Here is a 20,054-nt window from a genome sequence, read left to right on the forward strand (position 1 = left end):
GGTGGGGGCGCAACTTACAGGAAGTTGAGCTTGATGGAGTAGATCATGGCGTTCTGGTAGTCATTGGGCGTTCCCAGCTTGTTGTTGGCGTAGCGATACTGCACGCCGGTGGTGATCAACTCGCTGGGGTGCCACCACAAGCTCAGCGCACCGTTGGTGCCGACCACCCCGGCGCGGTCGCCGACGAAGTTCTGCTCGAGGTAGTCGTTGTCGCGGTCGAAGGTCTGCTCGTGCCAGTTGGTAACGCTGAAGTTCTGTTCGAAGGCGGTGAAATCATAGCCCGCGACCCAGCCGGCCATATAGCCGTTCATGCCAGTGTAGCCATCGCTCTGCACCCTTGCTGCGCCGAGGAAGGGCTTGATCCACAGGCCATTGTCGAAGGTGTGGCGGTAGCCGGCGCCGAGGATCTGGTCCTGCTCGCGGCTGTTAAAGCCGTAGTCGCGGAAGTCGTAGATGTGGGCATAGACCGAGAAGGGTGAGTCGCTCAGATAGATATGCGAGGTCACCTTGGCCGCGGTGCGGCGGTTGTCGCGTCCGTCGCTACCCTCGTCGAAGCTGTCATGGGAGGGGTTTTCGAGATCGACGAAGCCGTAGAACTCGCCCCACTCGAAGCCCACGCCGCCTTCGAGCTCGATGAAGTAAAAGTCGCTCTTGGCGGCATTGTCGGCGGTGCGTCGCTCGGTACCGGAGGACCAGTCGAGGTAGTTTAGCGAGACGTTGCCGAATGACCACAGCGGTTGGGCGGCGTTGGCCTGGAGAGCGGAAAAGGCGAATAGAGCGCCGGCACCCAGGGCGGCGAGGGAGGTAGTGCGTGGAGAAGACATGCGGGCCTCGAGGCAGTTGTCATTGTTGGTTATCCGGCGCAGGGCCGGGAGTCGGAATGCTGCATATGTGAAACCTATAACATCTAGTGTTATTTTTCTAACATTTTTTTGCTCGACGACACGTCTCAACGCGATTTCGACGCTGTAGGGGGCGCTGGGCCGGGCCGCGGTGGAAATTCGTCGGCGCCTGGCTCAGCATGGAGTCACCGCAAGTGCGGATCGCGATGTCATATCAAACGGGAGGTGGGGGTTAGATGAACGGCCGAAGCGCCATGCGCCTGGCCCGGCTACAGGACGTCCTGGCCGGGGGCGGTACCATCCATCTCAGTGAGGCGGCCAAGCTGTGCGGCGTCTCGGAAATGACCATTCGCCGCGACGTGGCCGCCAGCGACGGTGCCATGACCTTCCTCGGCGGTCACCTGATGATGGCCGACAACCCGCAGTTCGCGCCGGTCTACGATCTCGACGAGCAGCAAGGCAGTCATTACTTGGCCAAGCAGCGGCTGTGCCAGGGGGCGGCGTCGTTCATTGCCGAGGGCGATACGCTGTTCATCGACTGTGGCACCACCCTGATGCCGCTACTGGGTATGCTCGATGAGTTCGAGGAGCTGACCGTGGTGACCTATGCGCTCAATGTGGCCAATGCGGTGGGTAGCCTGTCCAATGTGCGGTTGGTGCTGCTGGGCGGGCTCTATCACCACAGTTCGCAGTCGTTCGGCAGCGGCGAGATGTACGATGCGGTGCGGCGACTGGGGATCAACAAGGCGTTCATCTCGGCGGCTGGGGTCGATCTGGCGCGCGGCGTGAGCTGTTTTCACTTCCATGAGGTGGCGCCCAAGCAGGCGGCCCTGGAGACCGCCCTCTACCGGATTCTGGTGGTCGATGCCAGCAAGCTGGGCATCGTGCGTCCCGCCCTGTTTGCTGAACTCGACGCTTTCGATGTGGTGGTGACCGATGCCAAGGCGGCCCCGCGGCTCAATGCCCGGGTCGGCAGTGAGCATCAGCCGCCGCGGGTGATGGTGGCCTGACTGCCAGGACTCACGGCTCGCAGAAGTAGACCTGAGCTGGCGGTATGTTGAGCGGCTCGAAGCCGCGCCGCACGTTCTGGTAGTTGCGCTGCAGATCGGGCAGGACCTTGGGCGAGAATTGATAGATCAGCAGTTCGCCCTGGGGAGAGAGTGCGTCACGGGTGGCGCTGAGCACGCCGTTACGAAGTCCCTCGGGCATGGTACTGAACGGGATGCCCGCCACTACATAGTCGGCGGCGCTTAAGCCACGATCGGCGAGGATTGCCGCCACGTCTTCGGCCGAGCCCGCTACCAGCTGTAGCCGCGGATCGGGCAGGGCCGTGCGCAGATAGTCGACGAAGTCGTCGTTGGTTTCGATGGCCACCAGAATTGCCTCGGGGTGCATGCGGCGCAGGATCTCGCGGCTAATGGTGCCGACACCGGGCCCGTACTCGACGATTACCCGCGCGCGCTCCCAGTCCACGGGTTCGAGCAGGCGACGTATCAGGAACGGTGAGCTGGGGATGATCGATCCCAGCATCCTGGGATGCTTGAAGAAGTTACGTGCGAATAGTGAAAGCTGCTGGCGCTGAGAACTCGGCGTGGCGGCGGTCTTGCGTTCCTCTACGTTCATGCATCCATCCCGTGGCTAGTAAGCGGTTCTCCCACTCTAGGCCACTGCGCTGCGCTGTGAAAGGCGAACCCGACCGCTGACTGCGACGTTTGGTCGCTTTCGCGTATCAACATTACCTTATTCAATAGCTGCGATGTGGCTACTTTGGCCGCATCTTGGGCGCCGCCCCTTGGGGCGGTAAGGGGTAAAATCACACGCATTTATTTAGCATGCTTAAAATATGCATGCTAATTTTGCGTGCCTCACCTATGAGAGAGACCCATGAGTAAAGTACGCCGTTTTCTCGGCACCCTCGCGCTATGGTCGCTATCGCTGCTGCTGGCCGGCTGCAGTTCGGCGCTACTGGATCCCAAGGGGGAGATCGGGGTAGAGCAGCGCAGCCTGATTCTCACTTCCTTTGGCCTGATGCTGATCGTCGTAGTACCTGTCATCGTCATGACCTTGCTGTTCGCCTGGCGCTATCGACACCGCGGGCGACCTGCTTCCTACCAGCCGGACTGGGCACATAACAACTGGATCGAGGCCGTGGTATGGGTAGTTCCCTGCCTGATCATCGCCGTCCTGGCCGCCCTTACCTGGCATACCTCGCACACCCTCGACCCCCACAAGCCGCTCGCCTCTGCAGAGGAAACCCTCGAGATCCAGGCCGTCTCCATGGACTGGAAGTGGCTGTTCATCTATCCCCAGCAGGGCATCGCCACGGTCAACGAGGTCGCCTTCCCGGTGGATGTCCCGGTGCGCTTTCGGGTCAGTTCCGACTCGGTGATGAACGCCTTCTTCATCCCCCAACTAGGGAGCCAGATCTACGCCATGGCCGGCATGGACAACGATGTCCACCTGATCGCCAATCACCCTGGGCGCTATGCCGGCCGTTCCACCAACTACAGCGGTGCGGGCTTCTCCGGCATGACCTTCGAGGCGCTGGCGACCTCCGAGCAGGGGTTCGATGACTGGGTCGCGAAGGTGCGCAACGCCGAGCAGGAGCTCGACTACCCGCAGGGGTACGCCGAACTGGCAGCGCCCAGCCAGTACCACCCTGTCGAGTACTTCTCGAGTGTGACGCCGCAGCTCTATGAGCAGTTGCTGCACAGCTTCCACGGCGGCGCCGAGCACGCGGACTCCCACGGCGATTCCCATGACGTGGAGAGCGCCACCGCCACGCGTACCGATGCCGCCAATCATCGCGTCGCACATCACCATGCCGATCAACATCACGCCCTGCGCCGCCAACCCGCGCGCACAGAGGCAGGGGGATAAGCTATGTTGGGAAAACTGAGTCTAGAGGCGATTCCTTACCACGAGCCCATCATCATGGTCGTGGCCGTCATCATGGCGATCGGCGCCTTTGCCCTGATCGCTGCTCTTACCTACTACCGCAAATGGGGCTGGTTGTGGTCCGAATGGTTTACCAGCGTCGACCACAAGAAGCTCGGCATCATGTACTTCCTGGTTGCCTTGGTGATGCTGCTGCGCGGCTTCTCCGACGCCATCATGATGCGCCTGCAACTGGCCATGGCGGCCGGTGGCTCGATGGGCTACCTCCCGCCGGAGCACTACGATCAGATTTTCACCGCCCATGGCGTGATCATGATCTTCTTCGTCGCCATGCCCATGGTCATCGGCTTGATGAACCTGGTGGTGCCGCTGCAGATTGGCGCTCGCGACGTCGCCTATCCGTTCCTCAATAACCTCAGCTTCTGGCTGTTCGCCGCCGGCGCGATCCTGGTCAATGTGTCGTTGGTCGTCGGCGAGTTCGCCACCACCGGTTGGCTGGCCTATGCCCCGCTATCGGGGATCGAGTATAGCCCCGGGGTCGGGGTCGACTACTGGATCTGGGCGCTGCAGATATCGGGGATCGGCACCACGCTGACAGGGATCAACTTCTTCGTCACCATCCTCAAGATGCGTACCCCGGGGATGACACTGTTGCGCATGCCGATCTTCACCTGGACATCGCTATGCGCCAACGTGCTGATCATCGCCTCCTTCCCGATCCTCACCGCCACCATTGCGCTGCTGACCCTGGACCGCTACCTGGGTATGCACTTCTTCACCAATGACGTCGGCGGCAACATGATGATGTACGTCAACCTCATCTGGGCCTGGGGGCATCCGGAGGTCTACATCCTCATCCTGCCGGCCTTTGGGGTCTTCTCGGAGGTGATCGCGACCTTTGCGCGCAAGCGTCTGTTTGGTTACACCACCATGGTATGGGCGACGGTGGCGATCACGCTGCTGTCCTTCATCGTCTGGCTGCACCACTTCTTCACCATGGGCGCCGGCGCCAACGTCAATGCCTTCTTCGGCATCATGACGATGATCATCGCCATCCCCACCGGGGTGAAGGTGTTCAACTGGCTGTTCACCATGTTCCGCGGGCGTCTCGAGTTCACCTCGCCGGTACTCTGGACGCTGGGTTTCATCATCACCTTCACCTTGGGCGGCATGACCGGGGTGATGTTGGCGGTACCCGGCGCCAACTTCGTGCTGCACAACAGCCTGTTCGTCATCGCCCACTTCCATAACGTGATCGTCGGTGGCGTGGTGTTCGGCATGATGGCCGGCATGACCTATTGGTTCCCCAAGGCATTCGGCTTCACCCTCGACGAGACCTGGGGCAAGCGCGCCTTCTGGTGCTGGTTGATCGGCTTCTATCTGGCGTTCATGCCGCTCTACGTGCTGAGCTTCTTCGGCGCCGTTCGGCGCATGCAGTCCTATGCCAATCCCGAGTGGCAGCCGTGGATGCTCCTGGCCCTGGTCGGCGCGGTGGTGATCATGCTGGGCATCGCCTGCACCGTGATCCAGCTGTGGGTGAGCATCCGTGATCGGCGCTTGAATGCCGACCTCACCGGCGACCCCTGGAATGGCCGCACCTTGGAGTGGTCGATCGCCTCGCCGCCACCGCACTACAACTTCGCCCACGCCCCCGAGGTCGGCGGCATCGACAGTTTCTGGACTCAAAAGCAGCGTGGCATCGAGGCCCTCGAGGAGAGGCCCTACCAGGACCTCCATATGCCCCGCAACACCGTGGCCGGGCCGGTCATCAGCCTGTTTGCGGTGGTGCTGGGCTTTGCTCTGGTATGGCACATCTGGTGGCTGGCAATCGCCGCCGCCGTCGGTTGCCTGATCAGCTTCCTGGCCCGGGTGTTCAACGACGATATCGACTACTGGGTGCCCGCCGCGGAGGTGGCGCGCTGCGAGCGTGCCCATCAGCGCCAGCGTGAGGCAGGTGACCAATGGCAGACGAACGGATCGGCCCGGGGCGGTTTCGTCTCGGCCGACCTGCGGGGGTGATCCATGACGACCGATACCATCAAGCATAGCGACGCTCACGCCCATGCGGTGACCCACGGGCACCACGACACCGGCAGCATCAAGGTGTTCGGCTTCTGGGTCTACCTGATGAGCGACCTGGTCATCTTCGGCACATTGTTCGCTACCTATGCCGTGCTAATGCGGGGCACGGCAGGTGGCCCCAGCGGTGCGGAGATATTCGACCTGCGACTGATCCTGGCGGGAACCCTGCTGCTGCTGGTGAGTAGCTTCACCTACGGCATGGCGGTGCTGTCGATGACCGCTGAGCGAGTGACGCGGCTCAAGGCCTGGTTGGTGGTGACCTTCCTGCTCGGGGCGGGGTTCATCGCCATCGAGTTCTATGAATTCCGACACCTGATCCATGCCGGCTTCGGCCCTGATCGCAGCGCCTTTCTATCGGCCTTTTTCACGCTGGTCGGCACCCATGGCTTGCATGTGCTGTTCGGCCTGCTGTGGCTGGTGGTGGTGCTGGTTCAGCTCCACACCAAGGGGCTGAATGACATGACGCGGCCACGCATCCTGTGCCTCAGCCTGTTCTGGCACTTCCTGGATGTGGTGTGGATCTGCGTATTTTCGTTCGTCTATTTAATGGGGGTAGTGTGACATGAAGGATTCACCGGTTGCGCATGGTAGCGTCAGGTCCTATGTGATGGGCCTGGCCCTCTCGCTGCTGCTGACGGCGATTCCCTTCGCCGTGGTGATGGGCGACCTGGTCGCCGCGTCCACCAAGGTGCTGGTGATCGTGGCGGCCGCGGTGTCGCAGGTGCTGGTGCAGCTGATCCTGTTCATGCACATGGACACCAAGCAGGAGGAGGGCTGGAACCTCATGTCCTTGGTCTTCACGGTGACCATACTTGGTCTGGTTGTGGGAGGTTCGCTGTGGATCATGCACCATCTACATCTCAACATGATGATCGGCTGATGTCGGCACCCAGCGCTGGCGGGACCAGCTCGAGCTGATCAAACCGGGCATTGTCGGGGGCGCTGCGATGAGTCTCGTCATGGTGCTGGAAGCGATGGTGCCGATGCTGGTATGACGCCCAGCGTTACCCGATACGCCCCATGAAACCGCCTTTGGCAGCCCCTGCCTGAGGCGGTTTTTTATTATCATCCTGTTCGCCGAGCGAATAGTGAGCGTGGTGGCTGCGGTGAGCTGAGGCAGTCTCAGGGACGGTTGGCGGCAGCTTGTCCTGGATCAAGGTTGCTGATCTCGCCTGACTGCTACTCTCAAGAGATAAGGCGACGATGGTTCGCCGCCGCATAGCGAGGACGTTATCATGCAAGCCTTCGATGTCATGACCTCTGATGTGATCAGTGTCTCGGTGGATACCGAGGTACGTGAAATTGCCGGCCTGCTGATCGAGCATCGCATCAGCGCGGTGCCGGTGGTCGGGGCCGAGGACAAAGTACTGGGGATCGTCAGCGAGGGCGACCTGATGCATCGGGTCGAGACCGGTACCGAGCGTCGCAGTTCCTGGTGGCTGGCCAATCTGTTCAGCGGTACCCAGAGTGCCGGCGAGTACGTCAAGTCCCACGGGCGCAAGGCGGGCGAAATCATGACCCCCGACCCGGTGACCATCACCGAGGACACGCCCCTCGACGAGGTGGCCAAGCTGCTTGAGAAGCACCACATCAAGCGCGTGCCGGTAGTCCGCGATGGGCGGCTGGTGGGGATCGTCAGCCGTGCCAACCTGCTGCATGGTCTGGCCATGGCCGGGGTCAGCAAGGCCCAGGCACCAAGCAGCGATGACCGCGAGATCCGCGCCGCGATCATCAAGGAACTCAAGGACAACACCGACGTGCTGACTGACCATATCAATGTGATGGTCAGCGGTGGCGAAGTGCAGCTGTGGGGGCTGGTGGAGAGCAAGCAGGAGAAGCTGGCCGTGCAGGTGGCCGCCGAAAACATCAACGGCGTGATGCGGGTCGAGAACCATCTCGGTTTCATGCCTCGCGGCGGGCTCAGCGGTACCTGAAGAGCGGCGCCTCACGGCGCCGCATTGGCAGATGCCTATTTCAGGTGAGTGAGCGCTGATTCCAGCGCCGCTACGCTGCGCTCGACGTGGTGTAGCTTGTCGAGACCGAACAGGCCGATGCGGAAGGTGCGGAAATCGTCGCCCTCATCGCACATCAGCGGCACGCCGCCGGCGACCTGCAGCCCGGCGGCGGCAAACTTGCCGGCGATGCCGGCGTCGTCGCTGTAGCAGACCACCACCCCGGGAGCCTCGAAGCCCGCTGCAGCAACGCTTTTGAAGCCATGCTCGCTGAGTAGGGCGCGCACCCGCTCGCCTAGCTCGAGCTGCTCGGCGCGCACCTTGTTGAAGCCGTAGGCCTCGGTCTCGGCCATGATGTCGCGCAGCCGACGCAGACCGTCGGTGGGCATGGTGGCGTGATAGGCGTGTCCACCGTTCTCGTAGGCCTGCATGATCTCGTACCACTTGCGCAGATCGGCGGCGAAGCTCGAGCTGGTGGTGGCCGCCAGGCGCTCCAGCGCGAGCGGTGACATCATCACCATGGCGCAGCCCGGTGAGCCGCTCCAGCCCTTCTGTGGTGCGCTGATCAGCACGTCGACGCCGGTCTTCTGCATGTCCACCCACAGCGTGCCCGAGGCGATGCAGTCGAGCACCAGCATACCACCGACCCCATGCACGGCATCGGCCAGGTGGCGGATGTAGTCGTCGGGCAGCAGCATCCCGGCGGAGGTCTCGACGTGAGGCGCGAACACCACGTCGGGGCGTTCGGTTTCGATGGCTGCTACTGCTTCCCCGATGGGCACCGGCGCGAACGGCGCCTGGGCGCCATCGCCCTGGCGGCGCGCCTTGAGCACCGTGGCGCTGGCCGGCAGGTCGCCCATCTCGAGGATCTGTGTCCAGCGGTAGCTGAACCAGCCGTTGCGGATCGTCAGGGTCTTGCTGCCGGCTGCGAACTGGCGCGCCACGGCCTCCATGCCGAAGGTGCCGCTGCCCGGCACGATGGCCACGCCGGCGGCGCCGTAGACGCGCTTGAGGGTCGCGGAGATGTCGTTCATCACGCCCTGGAAGGCTTGGGACATGTGATTGAGCGAGCGGTCGGTGTAGACCACCGAGTATTCGAGCAGGCCGTCGGGGTCGACGTCAGGCAGTAGTCCGGGCATGGTCAGCCTCTTGGTGTCAGCGTGGCGTGGGTCAGATAAGGGTAAGAGCATCGCGCCGCTTGGGCCAGGCGGATGCTGTCGAGATCGGCCGCATCGGCAGCAAAATTTACTGAGCGGCCTGGATCGCGGTCAGCGCGATGGTGTAGACGATGTCATCGACCAGGGCGCCCCGCGAGAGATCGTTGACCGGCTTGTTGAGGCCCTGCAGCATCGGCCCCACGCTGACCACCTTGGCGCTGCGCTGCACCGCCTTGTAGGTGGTATTGCCGGTGTTGAGATCGGGGAACACGAACACCGTGGCCTGGCCGGCGACCGGCGAATCGGGGGCCTTCTGCCTGCCGACACTCTCGATCGCCGCGGCGTCGTACTGCAACGGGCCGTCGATCAGCAGCTCTGGGGCGCGCTGGCGGGCGATGCGGGTCGCCTCGCGGACCTTGTCGACGTCGGAGCCAGTGCCCGACTCCCCGGTGGAGTAGCTGATCATTGCCACCTTGGGCTCTATGCCGAAGGCCTTGGCCGAGCGCGCGCTCTGGATGGCGATCTCGGCCAGCGCCTCGGCGTCGGGGTCGGGGTTGACCGCGCAGTCGCCGTAGACCACCACCTGCTCGGGCAGCAGCATGAAGAAGATCGACGACACCAGCTGGTAGTCCGGCGCGGTCTTGATCAGCTGGAAGGCCGGGCGCACCGTGTTGGCGGTGGTGTGAACCGCGCCCGACACCAGGCCGTCGACCTCGCCACGATGCAGCATCATGGTGCCCAGTACCACCGTGTCCTGGAGCTGGGCCTCGGCCATCGGCTCGTTGATCTTGCCGCGTCGGCGTTCGACCATGTCGGCGACGTAGTCGTGATAGATGCTTTCCGGGTCGATGATCTCGAGTCCCTCGGGCAGCGCGATGCCGCGGCTGCGTGCCACGCTCTCGACCTCCTCGCGCTTGGCCAGCAGCACGCAGTCGGCGATGCCGCGGCGCTGGCAGAGCGCGGCGGCCTCCACGGTGCGCGGCTCGTTGCCCTCCGGCAGCACGATGCGCTTGTGCGCCTGCTGGGCCTTCTTGACCAGCTGATGGCGAAACGCCGATGGCGACAGGCGGCGGATATAGCCGCGACTGAGGTGATCCTTGAGCCACTGCAGGTCGATATGCGCGGCGACGAAGTGGGCCACCTGCTCGGCGCGTTCCAGGTCGTCGGCGGGGATCTCATTGCTCATCTGGGTCAGGTGCTGGACGGTGGTGAAGCTGTCGGTGTCCACCGCCAGTACCGGCAGCCCGGTCTTGAGTGCCGGACGGCAGGCGTCGATCATATCGTCGTTGGGCAGGTAGCCGTTGGTCAGCATCACCCCCGCCAGTGGCGTACCGTTCATGGTCATTAGCGCCGCGGCGAGCACGATGTCGTCGCGGTCGCCGGAGGTGACGATCAGGCTGCCGGGCTTGAACACCTTGAGCGCATGGGCGGCGCTGCGTCCGCACAGGCTGGTACTCAGCACCCGCCGGCTGGCGGCTTCACCTTCGTTGAGCCAGCGCGCGCCGAGGGCTTCGGCGACATCCTTGATGCGCGGCACGCTGAGGGTATCGCTGAAGGGCACCACGCCGATCAGATGGAAGCGGTCGGTGGCCAGTGCCGGCGAGTGGCGACGCAGCTCTTCGAGCAGGCCTGCATCGAGGGTCACGTTGGCGGCGCCCGGGGCAATGGGCTGCTCGCTGGCGGGCGGTGCTGGCAGGCCCTTCATGCGCATCAAAATGCAGCCCATGGTACGCGTCGAGCTGACCCCGCCGAAGCTGCGCGAGTGCATGTCGAGCTGCTCTGCCAGCTCGCGTGGCGCCGCCAGATCGCCGCTGCCCACGAAGATGATGCGGGCGTTCAAGGCCTGAGCCAGCTGGGTATTGAGCTGGTTGGCATAGGTGCTGTGCTCGGTGGGCACCAATCCCTCTACTACCACGATGTCCTGGGTGGTGTCCGCCGTGCTGGCGGCCTGCTGGTGCAGTTCGACCACCGATTCCAGCAGCTCGTCGAGCTGGTCCTCACGTAGCAGCCGTTCAAGGCGCTCCTGGGTGATCGGCTCCGGAGGCGTGCGCCCCAGCGCGCGGGCCACCAGAGCACTGGAGCGGTCGGGGCCGCTGCCGTTGAGCTCGCGCTGCATGAACGGCTTGAGGAAGCCGGCCTTCATGCCGATGAAGTCGAGCGCCTGGATCAGTCCCAGGCAGGCTGAGGTAAGGCCGGCGCCCACCGAGGTGGGTACCAACAGCAGGGTCTGGACCTGGCGATCGTTGGGTAGTGGGGTCATGCCGAGAGCTCCAGCAGTTCGCGGGTCTCGCGGGCGATCTGGCCCTCCTCGTCGGTAGGGATCACCCACAGCTGCGGTCCTGAGCCGGCATCGATGCGGCCCTCGCGGCCGCGTAGGGTGGCCAGGTTGGCTGCCTCATCGAGGCCGAGCCCGAAGTGGGGCAGGGCGGCGATCACCTTGGCGCGTACGGTCGGCGAGTTTTCGCCGATGCCGCCGGTGAAGATCAGCCCGCTCAGCGTCGGCAGCGCGCAGGAGAGCGCCGCCAGTGACTTGGCAATACGGTAGCAGAACACTTCCAGTGCCAGGCTGGCGCCTGCATGGCCGCGTTCTGCGGCGGCTTCCAGCTCGCGCATGTCGTTGGTCAGTTCCGACAGTCCGGCGAGGCCACTGCGCTGGTTGAGCATGGCGTCGATCTCGTCCAGCGACCAGCCCAACTGGCGGTGCAGGTGGGCGTGGAGGCCGGGGTCAACGTCGCCGCTGCGGGTGCCCATTACCAAGCCTTCCAGCGGGGTCAGCCCCATGCTGGTGTCGCGGCTCTGGCCCTGCCATACCGCACAGGTGGAGCAGCCGTTGCCGAGATGAGCGGTGAGCCAGCCGTGGTCCCCGCTGCCGGCCAACGTGTCGGCACGCTGGCTGACGAAAGCGTGACTGGTGCCGTGGAAACCATAGCGGCGAATGGCGTGGTCGCGATACAGCGACTCGGGCAGTGCGTAGCGGTAGGCGTGGGCCGGCAGGCTCTGATGGAAGGCGGTATCGAACACGCCGACCTGGGGTAGCGCGGGAAACAGCGCGCGGGCGGCCTGGATGCCGGCCAGGTTGGCCGGGTTGTGCAGCGGCGCCAGCGCCGAGGTCTCCTCGACGGCGGCGATGACCTGGTCGTCGAGCCGTGAGGCGCGGGTGAAGTGCTCGCCGCCGTGGACGATGCGGTGGCCCACCGCGACCGGTGCATGGCCATCGAGGCTGGTGAAGATCGCCTCTAGCGCCGCGCCATGATCTGCTCCCGGCAGAGACGTCTCGTGGCGCTGTCCCTTGCTGTCCTTGGCCTTGAGCAGTGCCTCCTGGCTGCCCAAGCGCTCGGCGATGCCCTCCAGGCGTGGCCCGCCGTCGTCGGGAATCAGCGCATACTTGATGGAGGAGGAACCGCAGTTGATGACCAGAACGGGGGCTTTCATGGGCGCACTATTGACCTGTGTCGTGAAGCGTCAAGAACTAAGACCTTAGTATAACATCTTGCGTCATTGGCTAAATCGATGGGGTAGGTGGCTCGCTGCAGCACTGGGTTTGCCGCGGGATTTATGCTCTGATACGCAATTGAATTAGCCTGCTATCGATTGGATGACCGAATGCCCGCGACCGACCCTAGCGCTGCCCTGCTGCCTCGCCATCTGGCCATCGTTCTGCTGCTGAGTGTGGCATGCCTGTTCGCTGCTAACCATGTGGCCGCGCGGTTGGCCTTCGACGATGGCACCGGCCTGCTGCTGGCGATCATGGCCCGCTCGAGTCTGGCGCTGGTGGTGCTGGGTACGCTGCTGGTGATCAAGCGCACGCCGCTGCGACTGCCCGCCGGCAGCTGGCCCTGGCAGCTCGGCGTCGGGCTGCTGATCACGCTGCAGAGTGTGTTCCTGTACTCGGCGGTGGCGCGGTTGCCGGTGGCAGTGGCGCTGCTGCTGATGAATACCTTTCCGATCATCTTGGCATTGCTGACCTGGGCGCTGGGCGGTGCCCGGCCGACGCTGCGGGCGACCCTGATCATGGCGGTGATTCTGATAGGGCTGGTGGTGGTGCTCGACGTGCCCACCTGGCTGGCCGATCCAGCGCAGATGGGGGATGACTGGGTAACCGGGGTGGCCTTCGGCATCGGGGCAGCGACGGTGTTTTCCTGCGCGCTATGGATCACCGACCGTCGCCTGGCGCGGGTCAGCAATACCCTGCGCACCTTCCTGACCATGGGCGTGGTGCTGCTCAGCATGCTGGTTGCTGGCGTGGCAGGGCTGGTGCCTGGTGGCCTGGCGCTACCCGCTACCGTGAGTGGCTGGAGCGGCCTGACGGCGTTGGCGCTGCTCTACGGGATCGGTTTCTCGATACTGTTCGTGTCGCTGCCGCGTCTGAATATGGCGCGCAATGCGCCGGTGATGAACATCGAACCGGTGGCCTCGCTGGTGCTGGGCTACATCGTACTGGGGCAGATGCTGGGCCCGATGCAGCTGCTGGGTGGCGCCATCGTGCTGGGGGGGATAGTCGTGCTGGGGTTATCGCGTCGCGCTTGAGAGGCAGGGGGCACTTCATGCAAGAAGCGTGAAAATGACGTTCTCTCATTTGTCTTACGTCGGGCAATGATCCACACTGACCAGGAGTTAGGAAACGCTGTTTCTAAACAGGAGGTGTGTGATGAAAAGACTACTCTCGGCAAGCGCTATCGCCATGATCGCCGCTGTCGGTGCCAGCGCGGCTCACGCCCAGCAGGCGCAGACCTTCTACCCGCAGGGTTATGTCGGTGGTGACGCCATGTTCTGGGACCTCAACCCAGACCAGGGCCCCAGTCGTGACGACGTGGGTCTGCGTCTGCGTGGTGGCGCCCAGATCAACGACTATTTCGCCGTTGAAGGCCATCTTGGTGGCGGCGGCTCCGACGGCCCGGTCGAGCTCGACTACCTGATCGGCGCCTATGCCAAGGGCATCCTGCCGATCGCCGACGAGATTCGTCTCTATGGCCTGGCCGGCTTCACCGAGGTGGACTTCGACGTCGACAGCGAGAGCGGCTTCTCCTATGGGGCCGGCGCGGAATTCGACGTGGCCCAGAACCTCTCGGTGGGCGCCGACTACATGCGCTATCTCGACAAGTCGAACTACACCTTCGACGCTGCCAGCGTCGGCCTGCGCTATCGTTTCTAAGCGCTAAGCTAATACCAGTGACGTCGCGCCCCCGGCCATCGGTCGGGGGCGCGGTCGTATGCAGGTTAGGTCAGCGGTAAGTGGCGTCGTATTCGCGGCGCAGCTGGTTCTTCTGCACCTTGCCCATGGTGTTACGGGGCAGGCTGTCGACGAAGAAGACCCGCTTGGGCCGCTTGTACTTGGCTAGCCGACCGTCTAGGTGGGCGAGCACCTCGCCCTCGTCGAGGGGGGCGCCTGCCTGACGCACCACCACGGCAGTGACCCCCTCGCCAAAGTCGGGATGGGGCAGGCCGATCACCGCCGACTCCTGCACCCCATCCAGCTCGTCGATCAGCTGCTCGACTTCCTTGGGATAGACGTTGTAGCCGCCGGAGATTACCAGGTCCTTGTCGCGACCGACGATATGCACGTAGCCGCGCTCGTCGACCATGGCCAGATCGCCGGTGATGAAGAAGCCATCATCGAGTAGCTCCTCGCGGGTCTTCTCGGGCATCCGCCAGTAGCCGACGAAGACGTTGGGACCGCGGATCTGCAGCATGCCAATCGCGCCCTGAGGTACCGCCTCGCCGCTCTCGCGGTCGGTGATGCGGTACTCCACGCCGGGCAGCGGCATGCCCACGGTGCCGGCGCGACGTTCCCCCTCATACGGATTGGAGAGGTTCATGTTGGTCTCGGTCATGCCGTAGCGCTCGAGGATGGCGTGGCCGGTCAGGCGCTCGAAGGCCTCATGGGTTTCGGCGGTGAGCGGTGCCGATCCCGACACGAACAGGCGCATATTGGCGGTCATCTCAGGCGTCAGGCGTGAGTCCTGTACCAGGCGGGTATAGAAGGTCGGCACGCCCATCATCACCGTGCCTCGCGGCATCTCCTCGAAGATCACATCAGCGTCGAACTTTGGCAGAAACAGCATGCTCGAGCCGGTCATCAGGGTGACGTTGCAGGCCACGAACAGCCCGTGGGTGTGGAAGATCGGCAGGGCGTGGATCAGCCGGTCCTCGGCGCAGAAGTGCCAGGCCTGGCGCAGTGTCTCGGCGTTGGAACCGAGGTTGCGATGGGTCAGCATGGCGCCCTTGGAACGTCCGGTGGTGCCCGAGGTGTAGAGGATCGCGGCCAGATCGCGCTCGCCGAGTTCGGCGATCTCTTCGCGGGGCGTGGCAGCTGCGGCCTTGTCCATCAGGCTGCCGTCGGTGGCGCTGCTCAGGGTCTCGACGGCGGGGCAGCCGGTCTCGCCGGCAAGCTGACGGGCCTGGGCGGCATCCGCAGGACGGCAGACGAACAGCGCCGGCTCGGCGTCGTTGAGAAAATAGCGAATCTCCTCCCCGGTATAGCCGGTGTTGAGCGGCAGGTAGACGGCGCCGCTGCGCAGGCAGGCGAGATACAGCAGGATCGCCTCGGGGCTCTTGTCGACCTGCACTGCGACTCTATCCCCCTGCTGTACGCCGAGCTCACTCAGGGCACCGGCCAGCCTGGCGCTCTCGGCGAGGGCATCGGCGTAGGAGTAACCTCGCCCCTCGCGGGTGGTGATGAAGTCGGCATCGCCGCGTGCCTGCATGCGCTCGGCAAAGGTCGCGAAGAGGTTGTGGTTCATGTGGGGCTCTCTCCCGTGGTCAGCTTCCTGGCGCGCTTGGTGAGGTCCTTGACCTCGCTGGAGCGTGCGACATTGGCGTTGGCAATATAGTTTTCATGGTTACGCTCGATGTCATCGAGTACGTAGAGGTAGTTGACCATCAGCCCGGCGGCTTGGCTAAGCCCCTTGGAGGAGGTGTCGCCCAGCCAGTTGATGCGATGCAGCTGGGCACCGTTGCCGAGGTGGAAGCGGGCCACCGGGTTGAGCGGCAGTCCGCTACGGTGCTTGGCCTCGACCAGGTACTTCGCCGCCAAGGGCTTGATGATGGCGCCCAGCGAGTCGGCGAGTTCGGGCTGTCGATGCCAGTCCGGTGCATCCAGTCCCTCGAGCGCGTCGCGGGTTGCGCTGGTCAGGCCGCCGCCCTCACGCTGTGCGCTCAGCCATTGGGCGAAGCCGGGCACCGGCGACAGCGTCACGAAGTGCTTGACCTGTGGCAGCTCCTGCTTGAGTTCCTGGACCACCTGTTTGATCAGGAAATTGCCAAACGAGATGCCACGCAGGCCAGTCTGGCAGTTGCTGATGCCAAAGAAGGCCGCGGTATCGGCATCCTCGGGTTCTTCCACGCCGGCATCTTCACCGGCCAGGATCGGCTGGATGCGACTCGGTAGGCCTTTGTGCAGCGCCACTTCAACGAAGATCAGCGGCTCGTCGCCGATCGCCGGGTGAAAGAAAGCAAAGCAACGTCGATGGCGGGCGTCGAGGCGGCGGCGCAGGTCGTCCCAGTCCTGGATTTCATGCACCGCCTCGTAGCGAATGATCTTCTCCAGGATCGACGCTGGAGTGTTCCAGTCGATACGCCTGAGGACCAGGAAGCCGCGGTTGAACCAGGAGCCGAACAGGTGGGCAAAATCGGCATCGATGGCCTGCAGTGCGGGAGCTTCCTTGAGGAGGCCGAGCAGGTCCTCGCGCATCTTGACCAGCTGGTAGGTGCCGCCACTGGCCAGGTTGAGGCGCCGGAACAGCTCCTGGCGACGTGGCTCGCAGGCCTCGAACAGCGTCTGAAGGCTGCTGTTGTCACGCGCGTCCCGATAGGCCGAGTAGGCGGCGTCGATGTGTGCTGGGTCAGCGGCGAAGGCGTCAGCCAGTGCGTGAAAGAACGCACGCTTATGCTCCTCGTCGAGATGCTGGTAGATCGCCAGCGCGCGACTTGCCAGGGTGATGCTGGAGGCTTCTCCATCACTCTCCAACAGCTCATGACACGCCTCCACCAGCACGCTGTGGTCATGAACCGCGGCATCGCCCTGGCGTCGCCACAGCAGCGCATCACGCTGAGTGATGTTGTTGAACAACTCCTGCAGGAACGACATGTTCATTGACCTACTCCCGTTAGCCCATAATCAGGTTGGGTAGCCACAAGGCAATGCCGGGGAAGAAGCACAGCAGGATGATCCCCAGCACCATGCACAATGCATAGGGCAGGCTACCCACGAGGATGTTGCGCAGTGAAATGTCAGGGGCAATGCCCTTGATGATGAACAGGTTGAGTCCCACCGGTGGCGTGATCAATCCGATCTCCAGGTTGATGGTCAGGATCACCGCGAACCAGTAGGGATCGAAGTTGGCAGCCAGGATGATCGGTAGCAGGATCGGTGCGGTCATCACGATCACCGCCACCGGTGGCAGGAAGAAGCCGGCCACCAGCAGGAACAGGTTGATGATGCCCATCAGCACCCAGCGGTTCACCTCCATGTCGGCGATGGCGGCCGCGATGGTTTGGGTAATGAACATCGAGGAGAGGGCATAGGCGAACACCTCTGCGGTGGCAATGACCAGCATGATCATCACGCTTTCGCGCAGCGAGTCTCGCATGATCAGCTTGACCGGCTTGACCTGCCACATGCGGTAGATCAGCACCGCCAGTGCCACGCACAGGAAGGCTCCCACGCCGGCTGCTTCTGACGGTGTGGCTACCCCGCCGTAAAGGGCGAACAGGATGCCGGCGATCACCGCCAGGAACGGCACGACCCGCACCAGCGCCTTGAGGTTGGTATCGACGTTGGCCTTGATATTCTCCTTGACCCGCTCGGCGGTCTGCGCCATCGGGTTGTTGTAGCCGCCTTCGAGACGGCAGGCGATCATGGTCCAGATCATGAACAGGCCGGCAAGCATTATCCCGGGCAGCACACCCGCCATGAACAGCCGCCCTATCGAGGTCTCGGTGGAGATGCCGTAGATGATCATGGTCACCGAGGGCGGAATCAGGATGCCCAGTGTGCCGCCGGCAGCGATGCATCCAGCGGCCACGCCGTCGGGATAGCCGCGGGTGCGCATCTCGGGGATGCCCATCTTGCCGATGGCGGCGCAGGTGGCGGGCGAAGAGCCGGATAGCGCGGAAAAGATGGTACAGGCGCCGATGTTGGAAACGGCGAGACCACCCGGCAGGCGCCCCATCCACAGATCCAGCGAGCGATAGAGGTCGCGGCCAGTGGGAGAAGAGGCCACTGCCGCGCCCATCAGGATGAACATCGGGATTGCCACGAAGCCAAATTCGGCGATGCGGTCGAAAAAGGTCTCGCCGAAATAGACCAGTTCAGGTAGACCGCGGTCATACATCAGGGCGAGCAGAGAGACGCCGCCAAGGGCGAAGGCGATGGGCGTGCCGATGGCCATCAGCACGACCAGCGCGACGGCAACGATGATACCCAGGGTAATCGGATCCATGCCTATGTCTCCCCGCGCAGGATTTCAGCGACGTACTGCAGTGTGAGCAGCGTGGTACCCACGGCCATGGGCAGCAGGCCCGGCCACAACAGAGGGTTCCACACGGTGCCGGTGCGCCAGTTGAAGGCGTAGGCCTCCACGACATAGACCCAAGAGGCGAAGGCGAGAGCGCCGCAGAAGGCCAGGCCGATCAATGACGCGACCAGCCGCATTGCCTTCCGGGCAACGCCGCCCAACGCATCGGGCAGGATAGTGATGGCGACGTGGCCGCCGGTCATCAGCACATAGGGGCTGCCCATCAGCATGGCGCCGGTCACCGAGAACACGGTGAATTCGGTTTGCCAGCTAGTACTCATGCCGAGCACATAGCGAATGAAGACCATCTGGCAGATCACCAGCACGCCGGCGATGAACATCGCGGCCGCCAGGTAGGCGCTGGCGCGGGACAGCACGTCCATCAGCCGTATGAATCCGCCGATGGCGCTGAAACGTTGAGCAAGGGGGTTGGCCATGGCCATTGACTCCTCCCGGGGTGCGAAAAGGGGGCCACCCTGACGGGTGGCCTAGTTCACGATGGGAAGGGCGACCGTCAGTCGACCGCCAGGGCGGCGTCGATGATGGCTTGGCCGTTGGGTACGTTCTCGGCAAAGTTCTTGTAGGAAGTCTCGCGGGCGATATCGAGCCAGGCGTTGTAGTCCTCCTCGCTCATACGTACTACTTCGATGCCGTTCTCCTCGTAGACCTCGACCATCTGGCGGTCGATGGCGGCTGCCTCCGCGGCGAAGTACTCCTCGGCAGCCTGGCCGGCCTCCAGCAGTGCGTCCTGCTGCTCCTCGGTGAGGCCCTGCCACACCTGTTCGGAGATCAATACCGGCTCATACATGAACCACAGCGCGAAGTCGCCTGGCTCGGTCAGACACTCCACCTGCTCGTAGAGACGGAAGGAGACGAATGACATGGAGGAGGTATTGGCGGCGTCGAGCACACCAGTCTGCATCGCCGTGTAGACCTCCGACGAGGGCATGGAGGCGATTGAAGCGCCGGCGGCTTGCAGCATCTGCTCGAAGGCCGGGCCTGCGGCGCGGATATTCTGACCGCTCACGGTGTCCGGCGAGGTGATGCACTGTTCACTAGAGGCGAAGCCCCCGGCCAGCCAGGTGTCGGCCAGCACCCTTGCCCCATTGTCCATGATCACCTCCTTGATCATGTCCATGTAGGCCGAGTCGTTGAGGCGCGCCGCGTGTTCATGGTTGCGCACCAGGCCGGGCATCAGGGTGGCGGAGAATTCAGGATGGCGGCCGCTGGCATAGTCGAGCGGCAGTAGCGTCATATCGAGTCGCCCGCGGACCAGCGCGCCCCACTGTTCACCGGCGCGGAACAGCGACTGGCCGGGATAGACCTGGATCTGCAGGCCGACGTCGGCATCCGCGACATGCTGGGCCATCATCTGGACCATTTCATCACGGATATCACCTTGGCCCCCGGGGAACTGGTGTGAAGCGCGAAGGACGGTGTCGGCGGACGCGGCACCGCTCAAGGCGACGGCGAGCCCCAGTGCTGCAGTGGCAGCGGGCTTGAGTTGGCGTGTCATGCTGTGCTCCTGAGATTCTTGTTTTGTAGTGTTTATCAGCGCTGCTGATATATACATCAATAGCTGGTATATATATTTTCGTCAATGTCGTG

Annotated in this window: 18 protein-coding genes; 8 read left to right on the plus strand and 10 right to left on the minus strand. The window is 63.6% G+C overall.

Annotated features, from left to right (window positions below):
- Nucleotides 1-14: 14 nt before the first annotated feature.
- Nucleotides 15-824 (minus strand): outer membrane protein OmpK, encoded by an 810-nt coding sequence (locus BLT16_RS02225; RefSeq protein WP_089656900.1) that lies wholly within the window; start codon nucleotides 822-824, stop codon nucleotides 15-17.
- Between the two features lie 254 nt (nucleotides 825-1,078).
- On the opposite strand from BLT16_RS02225, the gene BLT16_RS02230 reads away from it, so the two are divergent.
- The gene (locus BLT16_RS02230) at nucleotides 1,079-1,852 is read left to right on the plus strand and encodes a DeoR/GlpR family DNA-binding transcription regulator (RefSeq protein ID WP_089656901.1); all 774 of its coding nucleotides are present in this window, start codon (nucleotides 1,079-1,081) and stop codon (nucleotides 1,850-1,852) included.
- A 10-nt stretch (nucleotides 1,853-1,862) separates the two neighbouring features.
- Here the strand turns inward: BLT16_RS02230 and BLT16_RS02235 are convergent, their stop codons facing one another.
- Nucleotides 1,863-2,465 carry a class I SAM-dependent methyltransferase gene (locus tag BLT16_RS02235; RefSeq protein WP_089656902.1) on the minus strand — a complete coding sequence of 201 codons (603 nt, stop codon included), beginning with the start codon at nucleotides 2,463-2,465 and terminating at the stop codon, nucleotides 1,863-1,865.
- 261 nt (nucleotides 2,466-2,726) lie between these two features.
- Between BLT16_RS02235 and cyoA the strand changes: the two genes are divergently transcribed.
- The 5 genes from cyoA (at nucleotide 2,727) to BLT16_RS02260 (ending at nucleotide 7,756) form a co-directional block, all read left to right on the plus strand.
- On the plus strand, nucleotides 2,727-3,722 hold the full coding sequence (gene cyoA / locus BLT16_RS02240) for a ubiquinol oxidase subunit II (protein WP_089656903.1): 996 nt from the start codon (nucleotides 2,727-2,729) through the stop codon (nucleotides 3,720-3,722).
- A 3-nt stretch (nucleotides 3,723-3,725) separates the two neighbouring features.
- Complete coding sequence (gene cyoB / locus BLT16_RS02245) at nucleotides 3,726-5,759, plus strand: cytochrome o ubiquinol oxidase subunit I (RefSeq protein ID WP_089656904.1); 2,034 nt, start codon at nucleotides 3,726-3,728, stop codon at nucleotides 5,757-5,759.
- A 3-nt stretch (nucleotides 5,760-5,762) separates the two neighbouring features.
- Nucleotides 5,763-6,383, plus strand: a complete 621-nt coding sequence (cyoC, locus tag BLT16_RS02250; RefSeq protein ID WP_089656905.1) for a cytochrome o ubiquinol oxidase subunit III — start codon at nucleotides 5,763-5,765, stop codon at nucleotides 6,381-6,383.
- Between the two features lies 1 nt (nucleotide 6,384).
- The gene (gene cyoD, locus BLT16_RS02255) at nucleotides 6,385-6,702 is read left to right on the plus strand and encodes a cytochrome o ubiquinol oxidase subunit IV (RefSeq protein ID WP_089656906.1); all 318 of its coding nucleotides are present in this window, start codon (nucleotides 6,385-6,387) and stop codon (nucleotides 6,700-6,702) included.
- Between the two features lie 355 nt (nucleotides 6,703-7,057).
- Nucleotides 7,058-7,756 (plus strand): CBS domain-containing protein, encoded by a 699-nt coding sequence (locus tag BLT16_RS02260; RefSeq protein ID WP_089656907.1) that lies wholly within the window; start codon nucleotides 7,058-7,060, stop codon nucleotides 7,754-7,756.
- A 35-nt stretch (nucleotides 7,757-7,791) separates the two neighbouring features.
- Here BLT16_RS02260 and BLT16_RS02265 read toward each other — a convergent pair whose 3' ends face one another.
- The 3 genes from BLT16_RS02265 to BLT16_RS02275 all read right to left on the minus strand — a co-directional run bounded on the left by BLT16_RS02265 (nucleotide 7,792) and on the right by BLT16_RS02275 (nucleotide 12,363).
- A complete protein-coding gene (locus BLT16_RS02265; protein ID WP_089656908.1) occupies nucleotides 7,792-8,913 on the minus strand; it encodes an aminotransferase class V-fold PLP-dependent enzyme in 1,122 nt (373 codons plus the stop codon).
- 106 nt (nucleotides 8,914-9,019) lie between these two features.
- Entirely contained in the window at nucleotides 9,020-11,191 is a 2,172-nt protein-coding gene (pta, locus tag BLT16_RS02270) for a phosphate acetyltransferase (RefSeq protein ID WP_089656909.1), read from the minus strand.
- On the minus strand, nucleotides 11,188-12,363 hold the full coding sequence (locus tag BLT16_RS02275) for an acetate/propionate family kinase (RefSeq protein ID WP_089656910.1): 1,176 nt from the start codon (nucleotides 12,361-12,363) through the stop codon (nucleotides 11,188-11,190). The genes pta and BLT16_RS02275 overlap by 4 nt, the downstream gene beginning before the upstream one ends.
- A gap of 171 nt (nucleotides 12,364-12,534) precedes the next feature.
- On the opposite strand from BLT16_RS02275, the gene BLT16_RS02280 reads away from it, so the two are divergent.
- Together BLT16_RS02280 and BLT16_RS02285 are read left to right on the plus strand one after the other, a co-directional pair.
- Nucleotides 12,535-13,458 carry an EamA family transporter gene (locus tag BLT16_RS02280; RefSeq protein ID WP_089656911.1) on the plus strand — a complete coding sequence of 308 codons (924 nt, stop codon included), beginning with the start codon at nucleotides 12,535-12,537 and terminating at the stop codon, nucleotides 13,456-13,458.
- Nucleotides 13,459-13,579: 121 nt separating this feature from the next.
- Nucleotides 13,580-14,083, plus strand: a complete 504-nt coding sequence (locus tag BLT16_RS02285; RefSeq protein WP_422717909.1) for a porin family protein — start codon at nucleotides 13,580-13,582, stop codon at nucleotides 14,081-14,083.
- 70 nt (nucleotides 14,084-14,153) lie between these two features.
- Here the strand turns inward: BLT16_RS02285 and BLT16_RS02290 are convergent, their stop codons facing one another.
- The 5 genes from BLT16_RS02290 to dctP all read right to left on the minus strand — a co-directional run bounded on the left by BLT16_RS02290 (nucleotide 14,154) and on the right by dctP (nucleotide 19,962).
- A complete protein-coding gene (locus tag BLT16_RS02290; RefSeq protein WP_089656913.1) occupies nucleotides 14,154-15,671 on the minus strand; it encodes a malonate--CoA ligase in 1,518 nt (505 codons plus the stop codon).
- The gene (locus tag BLT16_RS02295; RefSeq protein WP_089656914.1) at nucleotides 15,668-17,023 is read right to left on the minus strand and encodes a malonyl-CoA decarboxylase; all 1,356 of its coding nucleotides are present in this window, start codon (nucleotides 17,021-17,023) and stop codon (nucleotides 15,668-15,670) included. Before BLT16_RS02295 ends, BLT16_RS02290 begins: the two co-directional genes overlap by 4 nt.
- A gap of 13 nt (nucleotides 17,024-17,036) precedes the next feature.
- On the minus strand, nucleotides 17,037-18,371 hold the full coding sequence (locus BLT16_RS02300) for a TRAP transporter large permease (RefSeq protein WP_089656915.1): 1,335 nt from the start codon (nucleotides 18,369-18,371) through the stop codon (nucleotides 17,037-17,039).
- Nucleotides 18,372-18,373: 2 nt separating this feature from the next.
- A complete protein-coding gene (locus tag BLT16_RS02305) occupies nucleotides 18,374-18,889 on the minus strand; it encodes a TRAP transporter small permease subunit (RefSeq protein ID WP_089656916.1) in 516 nt (171 codons plus the stop codon).
- Between the two features lie 71 nt (nucleotides 18,890-18,960).
- Nucleotides 18,961-19,962 carry a TRAP transporter substrate-binding protein DctP gene (gene dctP, locus BLT16_RS02310; protein WP_089656917.1) on the minus strand — a complete coding sequence of 334 codons (1,002 nt, stop codon included), beginning with the start codon at nucleotides 19,960-19,962 and terminating at the stop codon, nucleotides 18,961-18,963.
- Between the last annotated feature and the right edge of the window lie 92 nt (nucleotides 19,963-20,054).

This window comes from Franzmannia pantelleriensis (assembly GCF_900102875.1).
Lineage (GTDB): Bacteria > Pseudomonadota > Gammaproteobacteria > Pseudomonadales > Halomonadaceae > Franzmannia > Franzmannia pantelleriensis.

Excerpts from the sequence above, each read along its gene's own strand:
- BLT16_RS02225 (WP_089656900.1), bottom strand. The coding sequence starts at position 824 with ATGTCTTCTCCACGCACTACCTCCCTCGCCGCCCTGGGTGCCGGCGCT.
- BLT16_RS02230 (WP_089656901.1), top strand. The coding sequence starts at position 1,079 with ATGAACGGCCGAAGCGCCATGCGCCTGGCCCGGCTACAGGACGTCCTG.
- BLT16_RS02235 (WP_089656902.1), bottom strand. The coding sequence starts at position 2,465 with ATGAACGTAGAGGAACGCAAGACCGCCGCCACGCCGAGTTCTCAGCGC.
- cyoA (WP_089656903.1), top strand. The coding sequence starts at position 2,727 with ATGAGTAAAGTACGCCGTTTTCTCGGCACCCTCGCGCTATGGTCGCTA.
- cyoB (WP_089656904.1), top strand. The coding sequence starts at position 3,726 with ATGTTGGGAAAACTGAGTCTAGAGGCGATTCCTTACCACGAGCCCATC.
- cyoC (WP_089656905.1), top strand. The coding sequence starts at position 5,763 with ATGACGACCGATACCATCAAGCATAGCGACGCTCACGCCCATGCGGTG.
- cyoD (WP_089656906.1), top strand. The coding sequence starts at position 6,385 with ATGAAGGATTCACCGGTTGCGCATGGTAGCGTCAGGTCCTATGTGATG.
- BLT16_RS02260 (WP_089656907.1), top strand. The coding sequence starts at position 7,058 with ATGCAAGCCTTCGATGTCATGACCTCTGATGTGATCAGTGTCTCGGTG.
- BLT16_RS02265 (WP_089656908.1), bottom strand. The coding sequence starts at position 8,913 with ATGCCCGGACTACTGCCTGACGTCGACCCCGACGGCCTGCTCGAATAC.
- pta (WP_089656909.1), bottom strand. The coding sequence starts at position 11,191 with ATGACCCCACTACCCAACGATCGCCAGGTCCAGACCCTGCTGTTGGTA.
- BLT16_RS02275 (WP_089656910.1), bottom strand. The coding sequence starts at position 12,363 with ATGAAAGCCCCCGTTCTGGTCATCAACTGCGGTTCCTCCTCCATCAAG.
- BLT16_RS02280 (WP_089656911.1), top strand. The coding sequence starts at position 12,535 with ATGCCCGCGACCGACCCTAGCGCTGCCCTGCTGCCTCGCCATCTGGCC.
- BLT16_RS02285 (WP_422717909.1), top strand. The coding sequence starts at position 13,580 with ATGAAAAGACTACTCTCGGCAAGCGCTATCGCCATGATCGCCGCTGTC.
- BLT16_RS02290 (WP_089656913.1), bottom strand. The coding sequence starts at position 15,671 with ATGAACCACAACCTCTTCGCGACCTTTGCCGAGCGCATGCAGGCACGC.
- BLT16_RS02295 (WP_089656914.1), bottom strand. The coding sequence starts at position 17,023 with ATGAACATGTCGTTCCTGCAGGAGTTGTTCAACAACATCACTCAGCGT.
- BLT16_RS02300 (WP_089656915.1), bottom strand. The coding sequence starts at position 18,371 with ATGGATCCGATTACCCTGGGTATCATCGTTGCCGTCGCGCTGGTCGTG.
- BLT16_RS02305 (WP_089656916.1), bottom strand. The coding sequence starts at position 18,889 with ATGGCCATGGCCAACCCCCTTGCTCAACGTTTCAGCGCCATCGGCGGA.
- dctP (WP_089656917.1), bottom strand. The coding sequence starts at position 19,962 with ATGACACGCCAACTCAAGCCCGCTGCCACTGCAGCACTGGGGCTCGCC.